This is a genomic window from Buttiauxella sp. AC038 (assembly GCF_979253565.1).
On sequence record NZ_CEEDCQ010000001.1, the window covers coordinates 460,343 to 487,154 of the forward strand.

A 26,812-nucleotide genomic window follows, 5' to 3' on the forward strand; every position below is an offset into this window, starting at 1 on the left:
ACGCCCCATAACGGGGCGAAAATGAAACCTACGCCACATTTCAGCGCAAAAAAGTTTCAGATTTTGATCATATGAAAAGAAGTAATTTCAGGCGTTAACATTAGCGTGAATAGCATATGTATTGGTTTGTGGAAGAAGTCACATCTGCTGCTGCAATAAAACAAAATCTGAAAGAAGTGAGTGATTTGTTTCACGCCAAAAAATGTTGGGGATACAAGCCAGTGAAGCTAAAAAATGAAGTGGTAGGAATGGATGCACTTAAATAATGCAAAGGAAAATGACTGCGGATTTTCTAATAAAAAAGCGCGCCCTGTAGGGACGCGCTTTGCAAATATGGGATGTACTTTATTTAGTTAATGCAACGATACCCAGAGTTAAGCCGGCAATCGCTGCGGCACCACCGGCAATTGCACCCGCGGTTTCCCAGTTATCCTGAGTCGTCCCTTTCATACAGGTGTTGGTGTGCACCAGGCGGCCCTGATCGTCATAGACTGGCACGCAAGGTGAGTTGGTTGCACAACCTGCCAGAAGTGTAGAAAGCAGCGCAGCGGCAATTAGCTTTTTCATATGGAACCTCATTAAACCAAACCCCGTTCAGGGATAACTCGTGCGTTAAGGCGACAATTATCTAATAACCTGAACCGGTGCGAATGTGGTGATTTTATCACCGCAGTGGGCATGGAGAGCAGAGAGGAATAATTGCAATTCATGTGCTGTGTAAACAAAGTGGAGAAAAGCGGGCATAGGCAAGAAAGTGTGGAGAAAAAGTGAAGTTAAACATTTTCAGATAGTCAGTCGTGTCACAACTATTAAAAAGGGTGCCTTACCAAGGGTGGTAACTATTTAAACCTTATGGTTAATTGGTAATGGTCAGTGCGTGCTACAGGCTCGTTTAACACACGGTTAATTTTAAGGATAAGAATATGCCAGCTGTCATTGAAAAAGCATTGGACTACATTGGCGGTATGAATACATCCGCATCAACTCCACATTCTATGGATGAGAGTACAGCTAAGGGGATATTTAAGTATCTGAAAGAGCTGGGAGTGCCGGTTAGTGCAGATGATGTTACGGCAAGAGCTAATCAGGAGGGATGGAACGCTGAATTCACCAAAAAAGTCGCAGGCTGGGCTGATAAAATTGAGTCTGGTAACCGCGTTCTTATTAAAAACCCTGAATACTTTTCTTCATATATGCAAGAGCAACTCCGGGCGCTAGTACAAGCCGAACATTCACCAACCGAGTAGGTTTACAGAACGCATTTGTTCGCTTTTGTTCGGGGATTAGCCTTTCACCAGGCAGATTACAAACGTTAAAAAAGGCGCTTCCCCATGCCGAGTAGCGCCTTTTTAAACAACAACTTAACTGATTAATATCAGTTCATGCCGTATTTTTTCAATTTTTTACGCAGCGTGCCACGGTTGATGCCCATCATCAGGGCAGCGCGGGTTTGGTTGCCACGGGTGTATTGCATCACCATGTCCAACAATGGCTGCTCTACTTCAGCCAATACCAGCTCATACAGATCGTTAACATCTTGACCATTCAGTTGAGCAAAATAGTTCTTCAGTGCTTGTTTCACGGAGTCACGAAGAGGTTTTTGGGTAACCTGATCCTGTGAGTTAACGGTAGAAACGGTTAGTACGTCAGAATTTACGCGTTGTTCGAACATAGTTCTGTCAGCTCTTTATTTCTAATTACGCAAGATTTTCGAAGTATGCCTCCAACGCCTCAAGCTGTTCGCTTGCATCTTCAATGGCGTTGAATGTGCGCCGAAACTGGTCATTTGGAGCGTGTTCCTGTAAGTACCAGGAGACGTGTTTGCGAGCAATTCGGTATCCCTTAGCATGACCATAAAAGTCATGAAGTTCACCAATATGCCCACAAAGTAAGCGCTTTACCTCTGCCAGAGGCAGTGGAGGAAGCAACTCTCCAGTGTCCAGATAATACTGGATTTCCCGAAAGATCCAGGGTCTTCCCTGAGCCGCGCGTCCTATCATAAGAGCATCAGCCCCTGTGTAGTCGAGCACAGCTCTGGCTTTAAGCGGGTCAGTAATGTCACCATTCGCGATTACCGGAATGGAAACTTTCTGCTTAACTGCCCGAATGCTGTCGTATTCAGCATCTCCCTGAAATAAACAGGCGCGTGTGCGTCCATGAATTGTCAGAGCCTGAATGCCACAGTCTTCAGCCAGTTGGGCAATCTCTTCACAGTTACGGTGCGCCGTATCCCAGCCAGTGCGAATCTTCAACGTTACAGGTACGTCAACTGCGTTAATTACCGTTGTCAGGATAGACTTCACCAGATTTGGGTATTGCAGCAACGCAGAGCCTGCGAGTTTACGATTCACTTTCTTAGCAGGGCATCCCATATTGATATCAATAATCTGGGCGCCATTAGCCACGTTAATGCGTGCGGCCTCTGCCATCTCATCAGGATCACTACCGGCAATTTGCACGGTGCGAATACCTGGTTCATTCACGTGCACCATTCGTAAACGTGATTTATCACTCGCCCAAACTTCAGGGTTGGAGGACATCATCTCGGAAACAGTCAGTCCGGCTCCCATCTCGTAACACAGCGTCCTGAATGGTCTGTCAGTGATGCCAGCCATAGGTGCTGCTATCAGTCGATTTCTGAGCTGGTGTTGTCCAATGCGCATGAGTTAAGAAATGACCATACTTGCCTGCAAGGCGGCGTATATTACGCATTTTTAGCCTGAGATGAAAGGCCAAACTTTGAACAATCAGCTGTCGTAGATCAATGAATCCTTATCTCGTGAAGTGATAAAAATAAATTAATTATATTTTTCAGTGCGTTATGTATTATTGGTTGATTTGTGCGCTTTTATATTTTCACCACATTCAGGGGTAATTCATTATTTTTTACGTATAAGACACCAGATAAAGTGCTGCTTAAATCACCAGAATTAGTGTTTTTCTGCGATCGGCATCTCATTTTACTGCGAGTTATCACTGGGATGAATTGTTGTAAACGGAGTGTTGCACGAGGAGTTTTGAGATCAGTAACGTGGCTTGATACCACGTTACTGAAAGGAAGGTTTTAGAGTTTGATACCGGTAATTCGGCACCATTCTTCTTTTTCTGCGACTGGATCGAGCGTGAATTTTTCCTGATATGCTTCGCAAACCCCCTCGGCCTGGCTTGCCAGAACGCCAGAAAGTCCAAGGAAACCGCCCTGAACAGGCAGCACGCTGATTAACGGGGCTAACTCACGCAAAGGGCCTGCCAGGATGTTAGCAACGACCACATCGGCGCTCATGACTTCTGGCTGGTCTTTAGGCAGATACAGTTCCAGGCGATCAGAAACACCATTGCGTTCTGCGTTATCGCGGCTGGCCTGAATCGCCTGCGGGTCGATATCAATACCAATTGCTTTCACTGCGCCCAATTTCAGTGCGGCAATAGCAAGAATGCCTGAGCCGCAGCCAAAATCGATAACGGTTTTGCCCGCCAGATCTAAGCTATCAAGCCACTCAAGACACAAAGAGGTCGTTGGGTGAGTGCCGGTACCAAACGCAAGGCCTGGATCCAGCATCACGTTCACTGCGCTAGCGTCTGGCACATCGCGCCAGCTTGGGCAAATCCACAGGCGTTTCCCAAAGCGCATTGGGTGGAAGTTATCCATCCATTCACGTTCCCAGTCTTTGTCTTCGATCTGCTCGATTTTATGGTGGAAACCAACGTTCAGCAGTGGGCAGTTTTCGAGGATAGCGACCACATCGTTCATGTCGGCTTCAGCGTCGTACAGACCGATCACATCGGTATCGCCCCATAAACGGGTTTCGCCAGGTAGTGGCTCAAATACCGGTGTGTCATGGGTATCCTGAAAGGTTACGGATACAGCGCCGCTTTCAATCAGTGCGTCGCCGAGTTCTTCAGCGGTTGCGCCAGTAGTATTAATTTTCAGTTGAATCCATGGCATAGCGAAACTCTTTATTTATCAGTAGTTGAAACGAGTGCTGGTACAGGTAAAGGCTGGCCAAAACGGTTGCCTACCAGGAACGCCAGCAAACTTAATAATAAGGATGGCACAATTGGGTGGAAGCCCAGGAACTGGATTTTGAAGCTCGCCAGCGCTGCATACAACCCGCCACCGACAATCATTGCGCTTAACGCGCCTGCGGCATTTGCCCGTTCCCAATAAAGACCGAGCACTAAAGGCCACAGGAACACAGCTTCTAACCCACCGAATGCCAGCAAATTCAGCCAGATGATCATTTCAGGCGGACGCCATGCTGCAAGTAGCAGTAACGCACCTAAAATCAGCGTGATCACCGATGACATTCTTTTCAGACGCTTTTCGTTAGTGATCTGATCCGGTCGCATATTCAGATAAAGATCTTTGACGATCGTAGCTGACGATTGAAGCAGCTGGGCATTAATTGTCGACATGATTGCTGCCATTGGTGCTGCGAGGAAAATCCCCGCTGCGAATGGTGGTAGAACTGTGACCATTAATGTTGGGATAACTAAATCCGGTACTTTCAAATCCGGTATCACTGCGCGGCCTAACGCACCCGCCAAATGCATACCAAACATCAAAATCGCTACCACAATCGTGCCGAGGATAATTCCACGGTGTACGGCTTTGCTGTCTTTATAAGAGATGCAACGCACCGCCGTGTGAGGCAATCCAATCACGCCGAAACAGACCAGCACCCAGAATGAGGTCATGAAGGTTGGAGAGAGGATGTCATCGGCACCCTGTGGTGAGACAAGCTTAGGGTCAATGCGTTGAAGCGTATCTACCGCGTTGTGCAAGCCACCCGCAGCGTGAACGATACCCATCAACAGCAGAATCGTTCCAACCAGCATCACCATTCCCTGCATCGCATCGTTGAGAACGCTGGCACGGAAGCCACCGAATGCAGTGTAAAGCGCGATACTGATACCAAAAATCAGCAAACCAGTTTCGTAAGGAATACCCGCAGCGGTTTCCAGCAAGCGGGCCCCGCCAATGAACTGCACGGTCATGGCACCGATAAATGCCACCAACAGGCTAATACTTGCCAGCCACACCAGCAGCCGGCTTTGGTAGCGCGCATACAGCATGTCGTTCAGGGTAACGGCGTTATAGCGACGCGCCAGAATGGCAAACTTTTTACCCAGAATCCCCAGTGATAACCACACCGCGGGAAGCTGAATCATTGCCAGCAAAACCCAGCCCAGGCCATATTTATAAGCAGCTCCAGGACCGCCAATAAACGAGCTGGCGCTGATATAGGTGGCGGTGAGCGTCATCGCTAATACGAAGCCACCCATTGAACGGCTACCGAGGAAATACTCGTTAAGGAAATTTCCTGTCGTGCGACGCCTCATGGCATACATTGAAATGCCAAAGACGACTAACAGATAGGCTACCAGCGGCAGTACGACTTCAAGCTGCATGATCATCCTCCAATGGGATATCGCGGAAGATGAACTTCACCATGGCCCAGCACAGCAAAATAAACAGCAGAGGTACCAGCAGGCACGCCATTTCAAACCAGTGTGGGAGACCTGTTGGGCCGATATCGTTATTAGGTAAGTAAGCAGCCACTAACCATGCTGCGAGATAAAGAAGGGTTAGCCAAAGCGCCCAGCGGGCTTCTTTATGGGCCTGAACAAAACGCGCGTCCATTGTTGTCCCTTGAGTTGGCGGAAAGCGGCGATTGTAACGCATAGCCAAAAAAGAAAAAGGCCGGATAACCGGCCTTTTAGCGATGTTGACTGAGAAAACTTAGTCCTGAAGACCCAGTTTCTTCTCCAGATAGTGGATGTTAGTCCCGCCGTGCTGGAAGTTTTCATCGTTCATGATGCGAGTCTGCAAATCAACGTTGGTTTTGATGCCATCGATGATCAGCTCAGCCAGGGCGTTCTTCATACGCGCAATCGCCACTTCACGGGTTTCACCGTAACAAATAAGTTTTGCGATCATTGAATCGTAGTATGGAGGAACAGTGTAGCCGGAATAGATATGCGATTCCCAACGTACACCAAAACCACCCGGCACATGGCAGCGAGTAATTTTGCCAGGACTTGGCAGGAAGGTATTCGGGTCTTCGGCGTTAATACGGCATTCAACCGCGTGGCCTTTAACCTGAACATCTTCTTGCTTGATAGACAGTGGTTGTCCTGCAGCAATGCGAAGCTGTTCTTTAATCAGATCAACACCGGTGATCATTTCTGTTACCGGGTGTTCAACCTGGATACGGGTGTTCATCTCGATAAAGTAGAACTCACCGTTTTCGAACAGGAACTCGAATGTACCTGCACCGCGATAGTTGATATCGATACACGCTTTAGAACAGCGCTCACCGATGAATTTACGCAGCTCAGGCGTGATGCCTGGTGCTGGCGCTTCTTCCACAACTTTCTGGTGACGACGCTGCATAGAGCAGTCACGTTCAGCCAGATAGATCGCTTTACCCTGGCCATCAGCAAGAACTTGAATCTCGATGTGGCGTGGGTTTTCCAGGTACTTCTCCATATAGACCATATCGTTGTTGAAAGCAGCTTTTGCTTCCGCACGGGTCATATTAATGGATTGTTCCAGATCGGCATCGTTACGTACGACACGCATACCACGACCGCCGCCGCCGCCGGACGCTTTAATAATTACCGGGTAACCGATGCGTTTAGCATGGGCACGGTTTTTATCCATATCGCCGTCAAGAGGGCCGTCAGAGCCTGGTACGCAAGGTACACCAGCTTTCTTCATTGCGTTGATTGCAGAAACTTTATCGCCCATCAGACGGATAGTTTCAGCACGCGGGCCAATGAAGATAAAGCCTGAACGCTCAACCTGCTCAGCGAAGTTGGCATTTTCAGACAGGAAGCCATAACCCGGGTGAATCGCAACGGCGCCAGTAATTTCTGCCGCAGAGATGATAGCCGGGATATTCAGATAGCTTTTTACGGACTGAGCCGGGCCGATACAAACAGTTTCGTCCGCCAGCAATACGTGTTTTAGATCGCGATCGGCAGTGGAGTGTACAGCGACAGTCTTGATGCCAAGTTCTTTACAGGCACGAAGAATACGCAATGCAATCTCACCACGGTTAGCGATGACAATTTTATCCAGCATGTTCGCCTCGTTACTCGATGACGACCAGCGGCTCGTCAAATTCAACCGGTTGACCATTTTCAACCAGAATGGCTTTCACCACACCGGCTTTGTCAGCTTCGATCTGGTTCATCATTTTCATTGCTTCAACGATACACAGAGTGTCGCCAACGTTAACCTTCTGGCCAACTTCAACAAATGATTTAGCATCCGGGCTTGGGGTGCGGTAGAAAGTACCGACCATTGGGGAACGCACGATGTGACCACTGATTTCAGCAGCCGCCGGTGCTTCTGCCGGAGCGGCAGGTGCAACAACGTTAGACAGGCCGGCCTGTGGCTGTGGCTGGTACATTGGCGCAGCATAAGCCTGTTGCATCATCGGGTAGCCGGTGTTTACCGGTGCACGACTGATGCGAACAGATTCTTCGCCCTCAGAAATTTCCAGTTCAGAAATGCCTGATTCTTCAACCAGCTCGATCAGTTTTTTAATCTTACGAATATCCATGAGTGGGTTCCGTACTCTTGTTTAGATGGATTTTGACAAGCGTTTTACCGCCGTCTGTAGTGCATATGAATAGCCGTCAGCGCCTAATCCGCAGATGACACCAACCGCTTTATCAGAAAGATATGAATGATGGCGGAACGGTTCGCGCGCATGCACATTGCTCAGATGGATCTCGATAAACGGAATATCCACCGCTAACAAGGCATCACGCAGCGCAACGCTGGTATGTGTAAACGCGGCCGGATTAATCAGAATAAAATCGACAGTGTCTTTAGCCTGATGAATTCGGTCGATCAACTCATATTCAGCATTAGATTGCAGGTGGCTGAACGAGACATTTAGCGTTTTTGCTTCTTCTTCGAGAGAGTTAACAATTTGCGCTAGCGTCAGCGTGCCGTACTTCTCAGGCTCGCGTGTTCCCAGCATGTTAAGATTCGGACCGTTCAAAAGCAAAATGTGAAAATTAGCCGACATCGTGCTGCCATCTCCTGCAATTTGTAGGTATTTTACAAAATATACCTAAGTTGCTCGGTTGTCACCTTCAGAGCCAGAAAATGGCCTGTCAGAAAAACCAAAGTCGCACATTATAACGATTTCGTAGCATTTGGCAGCTAAATACTGGTCTTATCAGGGAAGATGATCAACTCATATCCTTTTTAGGGGCACAGTTGATCACTTTTCTGCGGAGAAGAACACATATCTGGAGTTAACGCAGCCACATCCGGAATTTCTTATAGCGCAAGGCCAAAAGGATGAATGCGCCAAGAGCATACAGCAACGGTTGCGGGGAAATAACCTTTACTGACCATAAAAAATGTATGGGGGCGAGAATTGCGACCAGATAAACGAAGTTATGCAGTTTTTGCCAGCGTGAACCTAATTTTCGTTGTAAAGATTGGGTCGATGTTGCCGCCAATGATAGCAGCACCAGCCAGCTGATTACTCCTAAAGTCAAATAGGGGCGCGTGACCAACTCCTTGCCGAGCAGTGCCAGATTGCTGATTCCCAGTTCCAGCATGGCGTAGCTAGTTAGATGAAGAGTGCCCCAGGCAAAACACCACAACCCCAGTAGGCGACGGGTACGAATCAGCAGTGGTTGTTTACCGTATCGCGCTAAAGGGGTGACCAGGAGAGTCGCCAGCAGTAACTTGAGCGCCATCCTGCCGGTAAAATGCTGGATATCCTTCGCCGGATCGGCGCTCAAAAAACCTTGGTTTGCGGCATAAAATAGCCAGACAAAAGGTAAGAATGCCGCGAGATGTAACCCCACTTTTAGCCACGTGATTTGCTTTGCAGTTAATCTCACTTAGAAATTCTCCTTCAGATTTAAACCTCGGTACAGCGTAGCAACCTGATCGGCATAACCATTAAACAGCAATGTAGGTTGGCGTTTTACATCAAGCACGCCACCTGAACCAATGAATCTTTCACTCGCCTGCGACCAGCGTGGGTGGTCAACATTTGGGTTTACGTTGGCATAAAATCCATATTCATTTGGAGCTGCCATATTCCAGGTGGTGGGCGGTAGTTCACTAACCAGTTTGATACTGATGATCGATTTAATCCCTTTAAAGCCATATTTCCACGGAACGGTCAGGCGGATTGGCGCGCCGTTTTGCGGCGGTAGCGCTTTGCCATAAACACCCACAGTCAGCAAAGTTAGCGGATGCATCGCTTCATCAAGTCGCAGTCCTTCAACGTAGGGATACTTCAAACCGCCGCCAATAAATCGATCTTTCTGTCCAGGCATTTGCTCAGGGTCGTAAATTGTTTCGAAGGCGACATATTTCGCATTGCTGGTGGGTTCAACCAAAGCCAGCAACTTGCTGAGTGGGAAACCAATCCACGGCACAACCATTGACCAGGCTTCAACACAACGCATGCGATAAATTCGCTCTTCAAGCGTGAATTTTTTGTAGAGATCGTCGTAATCCAGTGTCAGTGGTTTTGCTACTTCGCCACTAATGGTGATTTTCCATGGATCGGTTTTCAGACTCCCGGCGTTTGCCGCAGGGTCGGCTTTATCCAAACCAAACTCGTAGAAGTTATTGTAGCCAGTGACTTTATCTTCCGGGGTCATGGCGAGCTTCGCCTGCCATTGTTCCGGTTTGCTAAATTGCAAAGGTTTCCCTGAAGGCGCTGGTGGCCGGTCATTACCTTTAAACCAGGAAAGAATATCTGCATTTGCAGTCTGAGGAAGCGAGAGTGCAGCCGCACTGATACCTAGTGCTTTCAGTACCTGGCGGCGTTTCATCATAAAAACGGATTCAGCTGTGACATCAGCTTCTGTGAAGCGGGCGACCTTCTTCATCTTTTACTCCAGCGTGGCTTTATTCCCTAAGCATGACGGAGAACACTAAACCCTGCGAATTTGTCACAAAAAATTGAAAATTAAACATAGTTCTAGGTGTGTTGAATATTTGTTAATAGAGGAAGGGTTGTCAGCGGCTATACTTGAGTTTCAGTGTGCAAAACACCTGCTTTGCAACAAAGGGTGAGAATATGTTCACTGTGTTTGCCAGGGCACCTCTTTTGCTATGTAATGCCGCATCAGGTCAGGCTTGGTATATCTTCACCAAACGGAGTTAACACAAGGATGCGATTAACGACGAAACTCTCTGCTTTTATGACATTGCTGACGGGGCTCGCTATTTTTGTGACGCTCGTTGGTTGTTCATTAAGCTTCTTTAATGCGATGCATTATAAAGTGCATCAGCGTGTGGTTGCTGTTGCCACCATTATTGATAACGATTTAGTTTCCAGTTCACCAGATGCTCTGATCAAGCGCCTCAATGAGGTGATGGTTCCGATTGATATCATCGCGGTCGATTTCAAAATTGGCGATAACACCGTTTATCAGCACCAATTGACCCAAACCTATCGCTTGCTGGGAAACAGCTACAATTTCCGCACCGTGACTGTTGAATTAATGAAGCATCCCGGCATGTTTCTCAGTTTGACCTATCGCGATCCGGTCGCGGATTACTACAAATCTCTTTTCGCGACGGTACCTCTTTCTATCACGATTGGATTCATGCTTATCGTGCTGTTCTTTGCTATCCGCTGGATGAAAAAACAGCTTGCCGGGCAAGAGTTACTGGAAAGCCGTGCGCGACGAATTCTGAATGGCGAAAGAGGTGTTGAAGTACGTGGCTCGGTGCTGGAATGGCCGCCACAAGCCAGTAGTGCGCTTGATGTGTTGCTTTCAGATCTGCAAAACGCCAGCGAACAACGTAGCCGAATGGATACTCTGATTCGTGCTTTCGCCGCACAAGATGCGAAAACGGGTCTGAATAATCGCCTGTTCTTTGATAACCAACTGGCGACTTTACTCGATGAGCAGGAGCAAGTTGGCGCGCATGGTGTGGTGATGATTATTCGTTTACCGGATTTTGAAACACTGCATGAAACTTGGGGGCGAAACGCAGTAGAAGAGTATTTGTTTACGATTATTAATATGTTATCGACATTTGTGATGCGCTATCCGGGGGCTTTGCTGGCACGCTATTTCCGTAGTGATTTTGCCGTTTTGTTGCCGCACCGCACATTGAAAGAAGCCGATAGCATTGCCAACCAATTACTGAAGGCCGTCGATTCGCTGCCCCCAACGCGAATGTTGGATCGTAATGACATGATGCATATCGGTATTTGCGCATGGCGTAGCGGGCAAAGCAAAGAGCAAGTTATGGAGAATGCAGAGGTGGCGACGCGTAATGCTTCCCTGCAAGGAACCAACGGCTGGTCGGTTTATGACGATAGTTTGCCGGAAAAAGGGCGTGGTAACGTTAAATGGCGTACGCTCATTGAGCAGGTGTTGCAACGTGGCGGTCCACGCTTCTACCAAAAACCGTCCGTGAAGCGCGATGGCTATGTGCATCATCGGGAAATTATGTGTCGGATTTTCGACGGTGAACAAGAAGTATTGGCGGCAGAGTATTTGCCGATGGTTAAGCAGTTTGGTTTATCGGAGCAATATGACCGACAAATCATCGCCCGGCTATTGCCGTTAGCAGGATTCTGGCCTGAAGAAACGTTAGCCATTCAAGTGTCGGTTGAATCACTGATTCGGGCTCCTTTCCAGCGTTGGTTGCGTGATGCGTTAATGCAATCTGAAAAATCACTTCGGCGACGTATTCTTTTTGAACTTGCAGAGGCAGATGTTTGTCAACACATCAGCCGTTTGCAACCTGTGATTCGTTTGATCAAAGCATTTGGCGTACGTATTGCAGTTTCCCAGGCGGGATTGACCGTAGTGAGTGCGTCTTATATTAAAGAGTTGGATGTAGAGTTGATAAAACTGCATCCAGGGCTTGTGCGTAACATTGAGAAACGAACCGAAAATCAGCTGTTTGTACAGAGTCTGGTTGAGGCTTGTAACGGGACTCAGACACAAGTTTTTGCGGTCGGTGTAAGAACGCGAAGTGAATGGCAGACACTGGTAGAGAAAGGCGTGGCGGGTGCTCAGGGGGATTTTTTTGCGGCCTCTGAACCGCTCGATAGCAACGTGAAAAAATATTCGCAAAGATACTCGGTTTAACCTGCCGTTTATAAATATTTCACGTAGAATAACGCGCGCTGCATCTCAAGGGGGTGGATACGCCTGCTGACCAGATTGTTAAAGCACGAATGAACCCAGTTTGCTTCCTTGCACTGTTCGTTTAACCTACAGCGTTTGTTTAATTCCTCTGCGGTTCGAGGATAAACGTGCCGAAAGTGTAACGGTCGTAGTAAACTGCACAAATTTTCACCATTGCAGAACATTTATGCGCCTTGTCGCTGCAATGAGTGGTTGGTAAAGTAAGCGGATTTTGTTTCCGCCCCAGCTTTCAGGATTATCCCTTAGTATGTTGAAAAAATTTCGTGGCATGTTTTCCAATGACCTGTCCATTGACCTGGGTACCGCGAATACCCTGATTTATGTAAAAGGACAAGGCATCGTACTGAATGAGCCATCTGTCGTGGCCATTCGCCAGGATCGTGCCGGTTCACCTAAAAGTGTTGCGGCCGTAGGTCATGATGCTAAACAGATGCTGGGTCGTACCCCTGGCAACATCGCGGCTATCCGTCCGATGAAAGATGGCGTTATCGCTGACTTCTTCGTGACCGAAAAAATGCTGCAGCACTTTATCAAGCAAGTGCATAGCAACAGCTTTATGCGCCCAAGCCCGCGTGTTCTGGTTTGTGTGCCAGTTGGCGCAACTCAGGTTGAACGCCGTGCTATCCGTGAATCTGCGCAAGGTGCAGGTGCTCGTGAAGTATTCCTGATTGAAGAGCCAATGGCTGCGGCTATCGGTGCTGGCTTGCCAGTTTCTGAAGCAACTGGTTCTATGGTTGTGGATATCGGTGGTGGTACTACTGAAGTTGCCGTTATCTCTCTGAACGGTGTGGTTTACTCCTCTTCCGTTCGTATTGGTGGTGACCGCTTTGATGAAGCCATCATTAATTATGTGCGCCGTAACTACGGTTCACTGATTGGTGAAGCAACCGCTGAACGTATCAAACACGAAATCGGTTCTGCTTACCCAGGCGATGAAGTGCGCGAAATCGAAGTTCGTGGTCGTAACCTGGCTGAAGGTGTTCCACGCGGCTTTACTCTGAATTCCAATGAAATCCTCGAAGCCCTGCAAGAGCCTTTGACCGGCATCGTGAGTGCGGTAATGGTTGCGCTGGAGCAGTGCCCACCAGAATTGGCTTCTGACATTTCTGAGCGCGGTATGGTTCTGACTGGTGGTGGCGCATTGCTGCGTAACCTCGACCGTCTGCTGATGGAAGAAACAGGCATTCCGGTAGTAGTTGCAGAAGATCCATTGACTTGCGTAGCCCGTGGTGGTGGCAAGGCACTGGAAATGATCGACATGCACGGCGGCGACTTGTTCAGCGAAGAGTAATCAGCCACACGTAAAAGGCAGTGACCATCACTGCCTTTTCCTTGCTGGCCCTGGAATACGCATAGCCTATGAAGCCAATTTTTAGCCGTGGCCCTTCGTTGCAGTTTCGCCTAATTCTGGCGGTGCTGGTGGCGATTGGTGTCATTATTGCCGATAGCCGTCTGGGTACGTTCAGTCAAATTCGAACGTATATGGATACTGCCGTCAGCCCTTTCTATTTTGTCTCAAATGGTCCCCGTGAATTGCTCGACAGCGTCTCGCAAACACTGGCATCACGCGATCAGCTAGAACTCGAAAATCGTGCACTGCGTCAGGAACTGATCCTGAAAAACAGCGAATTACTGATGATGGGTCAATATCGTCAGGAAAACGCACGTCTGCGCGAATTGCTTGGTTCACCGTTGCGTCAGGACGAGCAAAAAATGGTGACTCAGGTTATCTCTACCGTTAACGATCCTTACAGTGACCAGGTTGTCATTGATAAAGGGAGCGTGAATGGGGTCTATGAAGGTCAGCCAGTCATCAGTGATAAAGGTGTTGTAGGTCAGGTCATTGCGGTGGCTAAACTCACCAGCCGTGTTTTGCTTATCTGTGATGCGACCCATGCGCTACCGATTCAGGTACTGCGCAATGACATTCGCGTTATTGCGGCGGGTAACGGCTGTACTGACGATCTGCAACTGGAACATTTACCGGCAAATACCGATATTCGCGTAGGCGATGTATTGGTGACGTCTGGTTTAGGTGGTCGCTTCCCTGAAGGTTATCCGGTGGGTGTCGTTTCCTCTGTGAAACTTGATACTCAACGTGCGTACACAGTTATTCAGGCTCGCCCAACCGCGGGTTTACAACGTCTGCGTTATTTGCTGCTGTTGTGGGGCGCGGATCGTGAAGGCAAAACCCCTATGCCGCCGGAAGAGGTTCATCGCGTAGCTAATGAGCGTCTGATGCAAATGATGCCGCAGGTATTGCCTCCGGCTGATTCTGTTGGCCCGCCAGCCCCAGCTCCGATTCCACCTCCGGCAACCGGAATGACTCAGGCTCCTGCAGGGAAGCCCGCTTCTCCTGCACCTGCTACCCAGGGAGGGCAGTAGTGGGGAGTTACCGTAGTCAGGGTCGTTGGGTAATCTGGCTCTCTTTCCTTGTCGCCTTGCTGTTACAAGTAATGCCCTGGCCTGACAATCTGAAAATCTATCGTCCGGACTGGGTTTTACTTATTCTGCTGTACTGGATTCTGGCGTTGCCCCACCGGGTAAATGTTGGCACTGGTTTTGTGGTGGGTGCCATACTGGATCTGATCAGCGGTTCCACTCTGGGCGTGCGAGCGTTATCTCTGAGTATCGTTGCTTACCTGGTGGCGTTGAAGTACCAGCTATTCCGCAATCTCGCGCTTTGGCAACAGGCTTTAGTGGTTATGCTGTTGTCATTGATGACAGATGTCATTGTTTTCTGGTCTGAATTTTTAGTCATTAACGTATCTTTCCGTCCGGAAATTTTCTGGAGTAGCGTGGTTAACGGCGTGCTGTGGCCATGGATATTTTTGCTGATGCGTAAAATTCGCCAACAATTTGCTGTGCAATAGGATTTAACATGACATCTTTGTATCTGGCATCGGGTTCTCCACGTCGTCAGGAACTTCTGACTCAGTTGGGTGTGTCATTTGAGCGCATCATTACCGATGTAGAAGAACAGCGTCTTAGCGGTGAGAGTGCGCAACAATATGTTATGCGCCTGGCGCGAGATAAAGCGCGGGCAGGTGTGGCATTAGCGCAACATGACTTACCGGTTTTAGGTGCAGATACTATTGTTATCTACAATGGCAACGTGTTGGAAAAACCTAAAGATGAACAACATGCTGCCGAAATGCTGCGCATGTTGTCCGGGAATCAGCATCAAGTGATGACGGCAGTAGCGTTAGCCGATCGCGAATCGTTACTGGATTGCCTGGTGACGACTGAAGTGACATTTCGCGCATTATCAGAACAGGATATCGCCGGCTACGTGGCCTGCGGTGAACCCATGGATAAAGCAGGTGCATACGGTATTCAAGGGCTTGGTGGTTGTTTTGTCAGGAAGATTAATGGCAGCTACCATGCTGTAGTCGGCTTACCGCTAGTTGAAACCTATGAATTGCTGAGTAATTTTCACGCTTTGCGTGATGGACGAGGAAAACATGACGGCTGAATTATTAGTCAACGTGACCCCATCGGAAACTCGGGTGGCTTACATTGATGGTGGAATACTGCAAGAGATCCATATTGAACGCGAAGCACGTCGCGGGATCGTAGGGAATATCTACAAAGGTCGTGTAAGCCGGGTACTTCCGGGAATGCAGGCGGCATTTGTAGATATTGGCCTTGATAAGGCAGCGTTTCTTCACGCTTCTGACATCATGCCACATACCGAATGTGTGGCTGGTGAAGAGCGAAAAAACTTCACAGTACGCGATATCTCCGAACTGGTGCGCCAGGGGCAAGACCTGATGGTTCAAGTGGTGAAAGATCCGCTGGGTACTAAAGGCGCGCGACTGACCACTGATATCACACTGCCGTCCCGTTACCTGGTCTTTATGCCAGGAGCCTCGCATGTGGGGGTCTCTCAACGCATTGAAAGTGAAGCTGAGCGTGAGCGCCTTAAACGTGTGGTTAACGCATATTGCGACGAGCAAGGCGGATTCATCATCCGTACTGCGGCAGAAGGGGTATGTGAAGACGATTTATCTGCAGATGCAGCTTACCTAAAGCGTGTATGGACAAAAGTCAGCGAACGCAAAAAACGTAATAAAACACGATGCCAGCTGTACGGTGAATTAGCGTTGGCACAACGTGTACTGCGTGATTTCGCAGATGAGGCACTTGACCGAATTCGTGTCGACTCCCGCCTGACTTACGACATGCTGCTGGAATTTACCGCAGAGTACATGCCGGAAATTCACGGCAAAATTGAACACTACAGCGGTCGCCAGCCTATTTTCGACCTGTTTGACGTTGAGAACGAAATTCAGCGCGCGCTGGAACGAAAAGTTGAGCTGAAATCTGGCGGCTATCTGGTTATCGATCAGACTGAAGCCATGACTACCGTGGATATCAACACGGGGGCATTTGTTGGTCATCGCAATCTCGACGATACTATTTTTAATACTAATATCGAAGCGACGCAGGCTATTGCCCGCCAGTTACGTTTGCGTAATCTGGGCGGCATTATCATCATCGACTTCATTGATATGAGTAATGAAGATCATCGCCGTCGCGTGTTGCATTCTCTTGAGCAAGCGTTGAGTAAAGACCGTGTGAAAACCAGTATTAATGGTTTCTCGCAGCTTGGCCTGGTTGAAATGACACGTAAACGCACGCGCGAAAGCGTTGAACATGTGCTGTGTAATGATTGTCCAACTTGCCACGGTCGCGGTACCGTGAAAACGGTTGAAACGGTCTGTTATGAGATTATGCGTGAAATTGTCCGCGTGCATCATGCTTACGATTCTGACCGCTTCCTGGTTTATGCCTCACCAGCCGTGGGGGAAGCACTGAAAAGTGAAGAGTCCCATTCACTGGCCGAAGTTGAAATTTTTGTCGGCAAGCAAGTCAAAGTACAGATCGAGCCGCTCTATAATCAGGAGCAGTTTGACGTCGTTATGATGTAGCTCTCTGTGCGGTTGGCGCAGGTTCGAGTCCCGCTCCGGCGGCTAACAAGGAGATATACGTGAGGCGACTGCCCGGCATTCTGCTACTCACTGGCGCAACGCTTATCGTTATCATCGCACTGCTGGTGAGTGGTTTGCGGCTGGTTTTGCCGCATCTCGATGCCTGGCGCCCGGCTTTGTTAGATAAAATCGAAGCGATGACTGGCACGCCTGTCGACGCCAGCCAGATAAAGGCAAGCTGGGAGAATTTTGGCCCGACGCTCGATGTGCGTGATATTAAAGCGGGTCTGAAAGACGGCGGTGAGTTGAGCGTTAAGCGTGTGACGCTGGCGCTCGACCTTTGGCAAAGTATTTTGCATGCGCGCTGGCAATTCCGCGATCTCACTTTTTACCAAATGCAGATGCGTACTAATACCCCATTGAGTCAAAACAAAGGGGATAGTAAATTCGAGCCGGGTAAAATCAGCGATCTCTTTTTACGCCAGTTCGATCACTTTGATTTGCGCGACAGCTCCCTTAGTTTCCTGACTCTATCTGGCCAACGAGCCGAACTCACGATCCCACAACTTACCTGGCTTAACACCAAAAACCGTCACCGTGCTGAAGGATTAGTCAGTCTGTCGAGCTTTACCGGACAACACGGTTTGGCAAAAGTACGGATGGATTTACGGGACGAAAATGGCCTGCTGAATATCGGCAAAGTCTGGCTACAGGCTGATAACGTTGACGTAAAACCCTGGCTCGGCCGCTGGATGAAGGACAATGTTAATTTACAGACTGCCAAATTCACCCTCGAAGCATGGATGGATATCAAAGATGGCGATATTGCTGGTGGCAATATCTGGCTGAAGCAAGGCGGTGCAAGTTGGGCAGGTAAAAGCTCTTCTCACCAGCTGTCTGTTGATAATTTAATGGCTCACGTCAATCGTTCTGATGCGAGCTGGGATCTTGCTATTCCTTCAACCAATATCACGCTTGATGGTAAAACCTGGCCGAAAGGTTCGCTATCTTTAGCGTGGATTGCTCCGCAGGATGTGGGTGGAAAAGGGAATACTCGTGGTGACGAATTGCGGGTGCGCGCCACAAATATGGAGCTGGAAAGCTTCACTGGTTTACTGCCGATTGCCGAGAGAATCTCACCCGATTTAGGTGATATTTGGACCTCCTTGCAACCTCGCGGGCACATTGATGTGTTGGCACTGGATATCCCGCTCCAGCAAACGGAAAACACCCGTATGCAAGGGCGCTGGAAAGACGTGAGTTGGAATCAATGGAAAATGCTTCCCGGTGTCGAACACTTCGCAGGTTCAATTACCGGTAGCGTTGCCCACGGGCAGCTTAATGCACAGATCCTCGATGCTAAAATGCCTTATGAAGGTGTATTCCGCGCACCGCTAGAGATTGAACATGGCGCCGCAACGCTTGAGTGGCGGAAAAATGCTTCTGGTTTCCAGCTTGATGGCAAAAATCTTGATGTAAAAGCTCGCTCGGTATGGGCGGCTGGCGACTTCCGTTATTACCAGCCTGAGGGTGGTGACCCATGGTTAGGTATTTTAGCCGGAATCAGTACCAACAACGGTGCTGATGCCTGGCGTTATTTCCCTGAAAACCTGATGGGCAAAGAGCTGGTTGATTACCTCAGTGGTGCTATTCAGGGCGGTGAAGCTGAAAACGCGACGTTGGTCTACGGCGGCAACCCCCATCTTTTCCCTTATCTGCATAACGAAGGACAGTTTGAGGTCTACGTTCCGCTACGCAATGCTAAATTTGCTTTTCAGCCTGACTGGCCTGCATTAGAAAACCTGAATATTACACTTGATTTCATCAATGACGGTTTATGGATGAAGTCTGATGAAGTGAAACTCGGGGGCGTTACTGCGCGCAACCTCACGGCGATTATCCCGGATTACTCGAAAGAAAAACTGTTGATTGATTCTGATATCAACGGCCCTGGAAGTGCAGTTGGCCCGTATTTCAAAGAAACACCTCTAAAAGATTCGCTGTCTGCTGCTCTTGATGAACTCCAGATCGGTGGGGATGTAAATGCTCGCTTACATCTGGATATCCCATTTAATGGCGATATGACCACGGCTTCTGGCGACGTCCAGCTTCACAATAATACGCTGCTGATAAAACCTCTCTCCAGCACGCTGAACAACCTGACGGGTAAATTCAGTTTTGTGAACGGCGATTTGAAAAGTGAACCGTTGAAAGCTTCCTGGTTTAACCAACCAGTAGGTATTGATTTTAATACCAAAACGGGTGAGAAAGATTACAAGATTGGCGTCAATTTGCTGGGCGACTGGCAGCCAACAAAAATGGGTGTTTTGCCTGAGCCGGTTAACAAAGAGTTGAGCGGTAACGTTCCGTGGAAAGGTGATGTGGCGATAACGCTTCCTTATCACGGAGAGGCAAATTATCAGGTCAATGTGGATGCAGACCTAAAAAATGTGAGTAGTCACTTACCTGCTCCTGTGAATAAATCAGCGGGCCAGGCACTGCCATTGAAAATCGCAGTTAAAGGCGACCTGAATAGCTTCAATTTGACAGGTAATGCTGGGCCGACAAACCACTTCTCCAGCCGCTGGCTTCTGAATAAGAAACTAACACTGGATCGCGCTATTTGGGCAACGAACAGTCACACAATTCCACCGTTACCTGACAATCCGGGTGTTGAGCTTGATCTCCCTGCGATGGACGGCGCGCAATGGTTAGCGCTCTTTAGCCAAGGTGCGGCGGAAAGTGTCGGTAACTCTGCATCATTCCCATCAGATATTACGTTACGTACGCCTTCGCTGACTTTCGCTGGGCAGCAGTGGAATAACCTGAGTCTGGTTTCCCACGCGATACCTGGCGGTACGCGTGTTGAAGCACAGGGGCGTGAAGTGAATGGCTCGTTGACGATGCAAGATAATGCACCGTGGCGTGCAGCAATCAAATACCTCTATTTCAACCCTGACTGGGGTAATAGCACTGCCAAAACGACCAGCACTTCTCCACTGGGAGACAATACTTCAATTGATTTCCGCAGCTGGCCTGATCTGCAACTGCGTTGCGCCGAATGTTGGCTGTGGGGGCAAAAATATGGCCGTATTGAAGGTGATCTTGCTGTTAAAGGGAACACGCTGGAATTAGAAAATGGCTTAGTCGATTCAGGATTTGCAAGACTAACCGGCAGTGGTCAATGGGTTAACAGTCCAGCAGAAGAGCGCACCTCCATAAAAGGTAAACTTCATGGCAGCAAGCTTGATGCCGCAACCAATTTCTTTGGGGTTAAAACGCCAATTCAGGGTTCATCATTTGATGCGGATTATGATTTGCACTGGCGTGATAAACCCTGGCAGCCAGACTTTGCTTCACTAAACGGAATCTTACATACCAAATTGGGTAAAGGTCAGATTGCCGATCTGGGCACAGGCCACGCCGGGCAATTGCTGCGTTTGGTGAGTGTCGATGCGCTAATGCGTAAGCTGCGTTTCGATTTCAGCGACACCTTCGGTGATGGTTTCTATTTTGACTCCATCCGCAGTACGGCCTGGATTAAAGATGGTGTGTTGCATAGCGACGATACGTTGGTTGATGGTCTGGAAGCTGATATCGGCATGAAAGGCTCCGTTGATCTGGTTCGACGTCAGTTGGACCTTGAAGCTGTTGTCGCACCTGAAATCTCGGCAACCGTTGGTGTGGCGACTGCATTTGTAGTTAACCCAATAATAGGTGCCGCCGTGTTTGCCGCGAGTAAAGTGTTAGGGCCTTTGTGGAGTAAAATCTCCGTGTTGCGCTATCACATCACGGGATCGGTCGATCAACCGCAAATTAATGAAGTGCTCCGTCAGCCAAGAGTTAACGACGCTAAGTGATTTGACGCGAACGGCTAATTGCCGCAAGCTCAATAGATATCTCCAATCGATAGACAAATAAGAGTAGCGAAACGATGAGTCTGAACCTGGTAAGTGAGCAGTTGCTGTCTGCGAATGGCTTAACCCATCAAGATCTTTTTTCCATTTTGGGACAATTGTCCGAGCGCCGACTCGACTATGGCGATCTCTATTTCCAGTCCAGTTATCACGAATCCTGGGTGCTGGAAGACCGCATCATTAAAGACGGCTCTTATAACATCGATCAAGGTGTTGGCGTGCGTGCGGTCAGCGGTGAGAAAACCGGTTTTGCTTATGCCGACCAGGTCAGCTTACTGGCACTAGAACAAAGTGCCCATGCGGCCCGAAGCATCGTGCAGGATAAAGGAAATGGCCGCGTACAGACATTAGGTGCTGTGCAGCATAGCGCGCTTTATACCAGCGCTGACCCGCTGCAAAGCATGACGCGCGAAGAGAAACTCGACATCCTGAAACGTGTTGATAGCGTAGCCCGTGCGGCAGATAAGCGCGTTCAGGAAGTGACAGCCAGCCTGACTGGTGTTTACGAATTGATTCTGGTCGCGGCAACTGACGGTACACTGGCAGCTGACGTTCGCCCATTAGTGCGTCTTTCTGTTAGCGTGCAGGTTGAAGACGACGGCAAACGTGAACGCGGCTCAAGCGGTGGCGGTGGTCGCTTCGGTTATGACTATTTCCTCGAAACCGTTGATGGCGAAGTTCGTGCCGACGCGTGGGCGAAAGAAGCTGTGCGTATGGCACTGGTGACCCTTTCTGCTGTAGCAGCACCTGCAGGTACGTTCCCAGTAGTGCTTGGCGCGGGCTGGCCGGGCGTGCTGTTGCATGAAGCGGTTGGTCATGGTCTGGAAGGCGATTTTAACCGTCGCGGTACTTCCGTATTCAGTGGTCAAATGGGCCAACTGGTTGCTTCTGAGCTTTGCACTATTGTTGATGACGGCACCATGGCCAATCGCCGTGGTTCCGTTGCCATTGATGATGAAGGTGTTCCGGGCCAGTACAACGTATTGATTGAGAATGGCATCCTGAAAGGCTATATGCAGGACAAACTGAATGCCCGCTTAATGGGTGTTGCGCCAACAGGTAATGGTCGTCGCGAATCTTATGCACATCTACCAATGCCACGTATGACCAACACTTATATGCTCGCTGGTAAGTCTACTCCGCAAGAGATCATCGAATCCGTTGAGTACGGTATTTATGCTCCTAACTTTGGTGGCGGTCAGGTAGATATCACATCTGGTAAGTTTGTGTTCTCAACTTCCGAAGCCTATCTCATCGAAAACGGTAAAGTGACGACTCCGGTAAAAGGCGCAACGCTGATTGGTTCCGGTATTGAAACGATGCAGCAGATTTCGATGGTAGGTAATGACCTGGCGTTGGATAACGGTGTTGGTGTGTGTGGCAAAGAAGGGCAGAGTCTGCCAGTCGGAGTTGGCCAGCCAACGCTTAAAGTCGATAACTTAACGGTTGGCGGCACAGCGTAATATTATACTTTCTCTCGTAATAATCAGCCGGGTTAACCCCGGCTGATTTATTTTCAATATCGCCCATTTTACCCCACCTCTTTCCCGCGTCCTTTGTTGTCGCGTACCCCTTGATAAAGATGCGAAACCTTCACGAAATACTCGGTCAGGTAGTTAATACAAACCTGTACTTTCAGAGGCAGCTTATCTTTTTCGGTATACAGCGCGTACACCGGGCGCGGATCGGATTGATAGCTCGGCATTAAGATCTCAAGCGTCCCATCATTGATCTCATCGATCACCCACATCAGTGGTACGTAAGCGATCCCGGCACCTATTTTTAGCCAGCGGCTTAACGTCATAGGATCGTTTGTGACAAAGCGACCTTGCGGGATCATACGTGTGGTGAGGCCTTCCGGGGCGATCAACTCAAATTCATTGTGCGGGCGAATGCTATATTCCAGCCAGGAATGGCTGGCAAGATCGGCAGGTTTTTCTGGTGTACCGTTTTGTTGCAGGTAGCTTTTTGCGGCACAAATTACCATCGGCATCGACCCGAGGCGGGTTGAGAACAGGCTTGAATCCTGCAATGCACCAACACGAATAACCACATCCAGGCCATCGGCAATCAGGTCCGGTGCCGGAATGCCCGTGACAAGATTTACTGTCAACTCAGGGTACTCTTTGAGCATGTCAGCGGTCATGGACGCGAGGACATTTTGTGCCATAGTTGAAGAACTTCCGATGCGCAGCGTGCCAATTGGTGTGTTGTTAAATGCATAAAGTTGTTCATGCACAGCCTGCGCTTCATGTAGCATCTTGCGGCAACCGAGGTAGTAAATTTTACCCGCTTCGGTCAGCCCAATACTGCGTGTGCTGCGGTTTAGCAGCTTGACCTGTAACTCATCTTCTAATTTGGAAACGGTTTGGCTGATGGATGATACGCTCATTTCCAACTGCCTGGCCGCGGCGGTGAAAGAGCCAAGTTCGACAACTTTGGCAAATACCGACATGCGTTTAAGTCTTTCCATTGTTCACTCTGAGTTAAAAGTGATTTAGATCACAGATTATAGATAACGGGCTAACTATTGCGGTAATATATTATTAACAACACGACCCGTATCACTCGTTAGCTCAGTATTCCTGGCCGTCCCAGGGTTTGTGTCTTCCGTATTTTCTGCAAGGTTAACATGAGTCTATTTCCCGTTGTCGTGATATTCGGTCTTTCTTTTCCGCCGATATTCTTCGAGCTAATTCTTTCGCTGGCGTTGTTCTGGTTGGTTCGCCGTCTGCTTACACCGACGGGAATTTATGATTTTGTCTGGCACCCGGCATTATTTAATACAGCGCTTTATTGCTGCCTGTTTTATCTGATCTCTCGTCTGTTTGTTTGAGGTTGATGTGAAAGCACTAACAAGAAAAATAACTCGCACTGCCATCACACTGATTCTGGTGCTGCTGGCTTTCATCGCTATTTTCCGTGCATGGGTGTTCTATACCGAATCCCCATGGACGCGTGACGCTCGCTTTACCGCAGATGTTGTCGCGATTGCGCCAGATGTATCGGGTTTAATCACCGATGTGAAGGTTCGTGACAACCAACTGGTGAAGAAGGACCAGATTCTGTTCACCATCGACCAGCCGCGTTATCAGAAAGCGCTGGAGCAAGCACAGGCCGATGTTGCTTACTACCAGGCTCTGGCCGGGGAAAAACGCCGTGAAGCAGGGCGTCGTAATTCATTAGGGACTCAGGCGATGTCGCGTGAGGAGATTGAGCAATCTAATAACGTGCTGCAGACCGTTTTGCATCAGTTAGCGAAAGCTGAAGCGACCCGTGACTTGGCACAGTTGGATATGCAACGCACTATTATTCGTGCGCCAGCCGAAGGTTGGGTAACAAACCTTAATGTTTATACCGGTGAATTTATTACCCGTGGTTCCACTGCAGTTGCGCTGGTTAAACGCGGTACGTTCTACATTCTGGCCTATATGGAAGAAACCAAACTGGATGGTATTCGCCCGGGTTACCGTGTGCAAATCACGCCGCTTGGTAGTAATCGCGTATTGCGCGGAACTGTAGACAGCATTTCTGCCGGGGTAACCAACGCCAGCAGTACTCGAGACACCAAAGGGATGGCGACAGTTGATTCCAACCTTGAATGGGTGCGTCTGGCTCAGCGTGTACCAGTGCGAATTCATCTTGATGAACAACAGGCTAACCTTTATCCCGCCGGGACAACCGCAACTGTCGTGGTGACTGGAGATAAAGACCGCGATACCGACCACGACTCGGTATTCATCAAATTCATGCATCGTCTGCGTGAGTTCGGCTAAGCGTAGGTTGATATGTATTTTATCTCGCGGTTACATCTGCGCTTTGCTATCAAGCTGGCCTTTGCCATCGTATTGGCAATGTTTGTCGGGTTCCAATTTCAGCTCGAAACACCGCGCTGGGCGGTGCTGACAGCAGCTATCGTTGCGGCAGGCCCGGCGTTTGCCGCAGGCGGTGAACCTTATTCTGGTGCTATTCGTTACCGCGGGATGCTGCGTATTGTCGGCACCTTTATCGGTTGTTTTGCTGCCCTGTTTATTATCACCTTACTGATTCGTGCACCGGTAGTGATGCTGCTGGTTTGCTGTATCTGGGCCGGTTTTTGTACCTGGATTTCCTCACTGGTTAAAGTCGAGAATTCTTACGCGTGGGGGCTTTCCGGCTACACGGCGCTGATTATTATCGTCACAATTCAGGCCCACCCCCTTTTGACACCGCAGTTTGCGGTTGAGCGCTGCAGTGAAATCGTGATTGGTATTGTTTGCGCGATTCTTGCTGACTTGCTCTTTTCTCCACGTTCCATCAAGCAAGAAATTGATCGCGAGTTAGATAATTTGCTGGTGGACCAATATCGGCTGATGCAGTTGTGTATTGCACATGGTGAAAAAGAAGAAGTCGATAAAGCGTGGGCTGGGCTTGTGCGCCGCACTACAGCTCTTGAAGGGATGCGTACCAATCTCAAAATCGAATCTTCACGTTGGGGGCGAGCAAACCGTCGCCTGAAGGCAATCAATACAATTTCGCTTACGCTCATCACGCAGGCCTGCGAAACCTATCTGATTCAAAACACGCGTCCGGAATTCGTCACTCCAGAGTTCCGCACGCTGTTTGAGACTCCGGTGGAAACCGCTGCTGATGTTCATAAGCAAATGAAGGTTGTCCGCAAAGTCATTTCCTATGCCGGTGAAAAAAATACGCCCGTCACCATCAGTAGTTGGGCTGGTACTGTCACCCGCTACATGTTGCTCAAACGCGGTGTGGCCAGCAATGTTCGTATCAGTGCGGTGGAAGAGGAAGTATTGAACCAGGAAGTGGTGGTCAAAGTGCAGTCTGCCGAAGGCCATCACGCGATGATCAACTTCTGGCGCACGACTGTTTCATGCCTGCTTGGGAGTTTGTTCTGGCTATGGACGGGTTGGACATCAGGAAGCGGCGCTATGGTTATGATCGCCGTCGTGACATCACTGGCGATGCGCTTACCCAATCCGCGCATGGTTGCGATCGACTTCTTATATGGAATGCTGGTGGCGCTACCGCTAGGTGCTTTCTACTTCCTGGTTGTCATTCCTTCTACGCAACAAAGTATTCTACTGCTGTGTATTAGCCTCGGTTTGCTTGGTTTCTTTATCGGGATTGAAGTACAGAAACGACGTCTGGGCTCGATGGGCGCATTGGCTGGGACAATCAACATCATTGTTCTCGATAACCCGATGACGTTCCACCTCAACACTTTCCTGGACGGCGCGTTGGGGCAAATTGTGGGCTGTTTCCTGGCATTGATGGTGATATTGCTGATTCGCGATAACTCGAAAGAACGCACCGGTCGTACATTGTTGAACCAGTTTGTCTCGGCTGCGGTTTCAGCACTCACTACCAATAAAAATCGCCGTAAAGAGAACCATCTTCCTGCGCTGTATCAGCAACTTTTCTTGCTGCTTAATACCTTCCCGGGGGATATCGACCGCTACCGTTTAGCGCTGATCTTGATTATTGCTCACCAGAGATTGCGCGATGCGCCGATTCCGGTGAATGACGATCTTTCTGCTTTCCATCGCCAACTGCGCAACACGGCAGATCGCGTGATTTCTGCATCCAGCGACGACAAAAGGCGGCGTTACTTCCAGCAACTGCTGGAAGAATTAGATATCTACCAGGAGAAATTGCGGGTCTGGGAGGCACCGATACAGGTTACCGAACCGGTGAAACGCCTGGCGCATGTGCTGCATAAATACCAGCACGCATTCATCGCTGCCTGACCCGAGCCGACGCAATGCGTCGGCTTTTTTGTATCTATAC

At 49.1% G+C, this 26,812-nt stretch carries 25 protein-coding genes; 13 read left to right on the forward strand and 12 right to left on the reverse strand.

All coding sequences use genetic code 11. The features are described from left to right. The first annotated feature begins 128 nt into the window (after nucleotides 1-128). The gene (locus AC0IXI_RS02260; protein WP_471681874.1) at nucleotides 129-266 is read left to right on the forward strand and encodes a hypothetical protein; all 138 of its coding nucleotides are present in this window, start codon (nucleotides 129-131) and stop codon (nucleotides 264-266) included. A 79-nt stretch (nucleotides 267-345) separates the two neighbouring features. On the opposite strand, the gene AC0IXI_RS02265 is transcribed toward AC0IXI_RS02260, so the two are convergent. Then, on the reverse strand, nucleotides 346-567 hold the full coding sequence (locus AC0IXI_RS02265) for a hypothetical protein (protein ID WP_034459881.1): 222 nt from the start codon (nucleotides 565-567) through the stop codon (nucleotides 346-348). A 356-nt stretch (nucleotides 568-923) separates the two neighbouring features. Here AC0IXI_RS02265 and AC0IXI_RS02270 point away from each other — a divergent pair, with 356 nt between their 5' ends. Then, on the forward strand, nucleotides 924-1,247 hold the full coding sequence (locus AC0IXI_RS02270) for a DUF1889 family protein (RefSeq protein ID WP_134184857.1): 324 nt from the start codon (nucleotides 924-926) through the stop codon (nucleotides 1,245-1,247). A gap of 128 nt (nucleotides 1,248-1,375) precedes the next feature. On the opposite strand, the gene fis is transcribed toward AC0IXI_RS02270, so the two are convergent. The 10 genes from fis to msrP form a co-directional block, all read right to left on the reverse strand. Further along, complete coding sequence (fis, locus tag AC0IXI_RS02275; protein WP_000462905.1) at nucleotides 1,376-1,672, reverse strand: DNA-binding transcriptional regulator Fis; 297 nt, start codon at nucleotides 1,670-1,672, stop codon at nucleotides 1,376-1,378. A gap of 25 nt (nucleotides 1,673-1,697) precedes the next feature. Then, nucleotides 1,698-2,663 carry a tRNA dihydrouridine synthase DusB gene (gene dusB, locus AC0IXI_RS02280; RefSeq protein ID WP_064514176.1) on the reverse strand — a complete coding sequence of 322 codons (966 nt, stop codon included), beginning with the start codon at nucleotides 2,661-2,663 and terminating at the stop codon, nucleotides 1,698-1,700. 401 nt (nucleotides 2,664-3,064) lie between these two features. Beyond that, complete coding sequence (prmA, locus tag AC0IXI_RS02285) at nucleotides 3,065-3,946, reverse strand: 50S ribosomal protein L11 methyltransferase (protein WP_422568641.1); 882 nt, start codon at nucleotides 3,944-3,946, stop codon at nucleotides 3,065-3,067. A gap of 11 nt (nucleotides 3,947-3,957) precedes the next feature. Then, on the reverse strand, nucleotides 3,958-5,412 hold the full coding sequence (gene panF / locus AC0IXI_RS02290; protein ID WP_064514171.1) for a sodium/pantothenate symporter: 1,455 nt from the start codon (nucleotides 5,410-5,412) through the stop codon (nucleotides 3,958-3,960). Then, nucleotides 5,402-5,644, reverse strand: a complete 243-nt coding sequence (locus tag AC0IXI_RS02295) for a YhdT family protein (protein WP_064514169.1) — start codon at nucleotides 5,642-5,644, stop codon at nucleotides 5,402-5,404. The genes panF and AC0IXI_RS02295 overlap by 11 nt, the downstream gene beginning before the upstream one ends. Nucleotides 5,645-5,743: 99 nt before the next feature. Next, nucleotides 5,744-7,090 (reverse strand): acetyl-CoA carboxylase biotin carboxylase subunit, encoded by a 1,347-nt coding sequence (gene accC / locus AC0IXI_RS02300; RefSeq protein WP_064514167.1) that lies wholly within the window; start codon nucleotides 7,088-7,090, stop codon nucleotides 5,744-5,746. Between the two features lie 10 nt (nucleotides 7,091-7,100). Then, entirely contained in the window at nucleotides 7,101-7,574 is a 474-nt protein-coding gene (gene accB, locus AC0IXI_RS02305; protein ID WP_064514164.1) for an acetyl-CoA carboxylase biotin carboxyl carrier protein, read from the reverse strand. 21 nt (nucleotides 7,575-7,595) lie between these two features. Then, nucleotides 7,596-8,048 carry a type II 3-dehydroquinate dehydratase gene (gene aroQ / locus AC0IXI_RS02310; protein WP_034459855.1) on the reverse strand — a complete coding sequence of 151 codons (453 nt, stop codon included), beginning with the start codon at nucleotides 8,046-8,048 and terminating at the stop codon, nucleotides 7,596-7,598. A gap of 232 nt (nucleotides 8,049-8,280) precedes the next feature. After that, complete coding sequence (gene msrQ / locus AC0IXI_RS02315; protein ID WP_134184855.1) at nucleotides 8,281-8,880, reverse strand: protein-methionine-sulfoxide reductase heme-binding subunit MsrQ; 600 nt, start codon at nucleotides 8,878-8,880, stop codon at nucleotides 8,281-8,283. Further along, a complete protein-coding gene (gene msrP, locus AC0IXI_RS02320) occupies nucleotides 8,881-9,885 on the reverse strand; it encodes a protein-methionine-sulfoxide reductase catalytic subunit MsrP (RefSeq protein WP_134184853.1) in 1,005 nt (334 codons plus the stop codon). 285 nt (nucleotides 9,886-10,170) lie between these two features. Between msrP and csrD the strand changes: the two genes are divergently transcribed. From csrD to tldD, 8 genes are all read left to right on the forward strand, one after another. Further along, the gene (gene csrD / locus AC0IXI_RS02325) at nucleotides 10,171-12,111 is read left to right on the forward strand and encodes an RNase E specificity factor CsrD (protein WP_471681875.1); all 1,941 of its coding nucleotides are present in this window, start codon (nucleotides 10,171-10,173) and stop codon (nucleotides 12,109-12,111) included. Nucleotides 12,112-12,418: 307 nt separating this feature from the next. Beyond that, nucleotides 12,419-13,462, forward strand: a complete 1,044-nt coding sequence (gene mreB / locus AC0IXI_RS02330; RefSeq protein ID WP_000913396.1) for a rod shape-determining protein MreB — start codon at nucleotides 12,419-12,421, stop codon at nucleotides 13,460-13,462. Between the two features lie 68 nt (nucleotides 13,463-13,530). Next, the gene (mreC, locus tag AC0IXI_RS02335; protein ID WP_064514156.1) at nucleotides 13,531-14,556 is read left to right on the forward strand and encodes a rod shape-determining protein MreC; all 1,026 of its coding nucleotides are present in this window, start codon (nucleotides 13,531-13,533) and stop codon (nucleotides 14,554-14,556) included. Further along, complete coding sequence (gene mreD, locus AC0IXI_RS02340; RefSeq protein WP_471681876.1) at nucleotides 14,556-15,044, forward strand: rod shape-determining protein MreD; 489 nt, start codon at nucleotides 14,556-14,558, stop codon at nucleotides 15,042-15,044. Before mreC ends, mreD begins: the two co-directional genes overlap by 1 nt. A gap of 8 nt (nucleotides 15,045-15,052) precedes the next feature. Next, nucleotides 15,053-15,646: a Maf family protein gene (locus AC0IXI_RS02345; RefSeq protein WP_134184849.1), complete on the forward strand. Its 594-nt coding sequence runs from the start codon at nucleotides 15,053-15,055 to the stop codon at nucleotides 15,644-15,646. Beyond that, complete coding sequence (rng, locus tag AC0IXI_RS02350) at nucleotides 15,636-17,105, forward strand: ribonuclease G (protein ID WP_064514154.1); 1,470 nt, start codon at nucleotides 15,636-15,638, stop codon at nucleotides 17,103-17,105. Before AC0IXI_RS02345 ends, rng begins: the two co-directional genes overlap by 11 nt. 59 nt (nucleotides 17,106-17,164) lie before the next feature. Beyond that, a complete protein-coding gene (gene yhdP, locus AC0IXI_RS02355; RefSeq protein ID WP_471681877.1) occupies nucleotides 17,165-20,965 on the forward strand; it encodes an AsmA2 domain-containing protein YhdP in 3,801 nt (1,266 codons plus the stop codon). 74 nt (nucleotides 20,966-21,039) lie between these two features. After that, entirely contained in the window at nucleotides 21,040-22,485 is a 1,446-nt protein-coding gene (gene tldD / locus AC0IXI_RS02360) for a metalloprotease TldD (protein ID WP_064514150.1), read from the forward strand. A gap of 68 nt (nucleotides 22,486-22,553) precedes the next feature. On the opposite strand, the gene aaeR is transcribed toward tldD, so the two are convergent. After that, the gene (aaeR, locus tag AC0IXI_RS02365; protein WP_134184845.1) at nucleotides 22,554-23,495 is read right to left on the reverse strand and encodes an HTH-type transcriptional activator AaeR; all 942 of its coding nucleotides are present in this window, start codon (nucleotides 23,493-23,495) and stop codon (nucleotides 22,554-22,556) included. A gap of 159 nt (nucleotides 23,496-23,654) precedes the next feature. Between aaeR and aaeX the strand changes: the two genes are divergently transcribed. Genes aaeX through aaeB form a run of 3 tightly spaced genes read left to right on the forward strand, consistent with a single transcriptional unit; the run spans nucleotide 23,655 to nucleotide 26,772 of the window. Continuing rightward, nucleotides 23,655-23,858, forward strand: a complete 204-nt coding sequence (gene aaeX / locus AC0IXI_RS02370) for a p-hydroxybenzoic acid efflux pump operon protein AaeX (RefSeq protein ID WP_034459825.1) — start codon at nucleotides 23,655-23,657, stop codon at nucleotides 23,856-23,858. Nucleotides 23,859-23,865: 7 nt separating this feature from the next. Beyond that, nucleotides 23,866-24,798, forward strand: a complete 933-nt coding sequence (gene aaeA / locus AC0IXI_RS02375) for a p-hydroxybenzoic acid efflux pump subunit AaeA (protein ID WP_134184843.1) — start codon at nucleotides 23,866-23,868, stop codon at nucleotides 24,796-24,798. A gap of 12 nt (nucleotides 24,799-24,810) precedes the next feature. Continuing rightward, the gene (aaeB, locus tag AC0IXI_RS02380) at nucleotides 24,811-26,772 is read left to right on the forward strand and encodes a p-hydroxybenzoic acid efflux pump subunit AaeB (protein WP_471681878.1); all 1,962 of its coding nucleotides are present in this window, start codon (nucleotides 24,811-24,813) and stop codon (nucleotides 26,770-26,772) included. The last annotated feature ends 40 nt before the right edge of the window (nucleotides 26,773-26,812 follow it).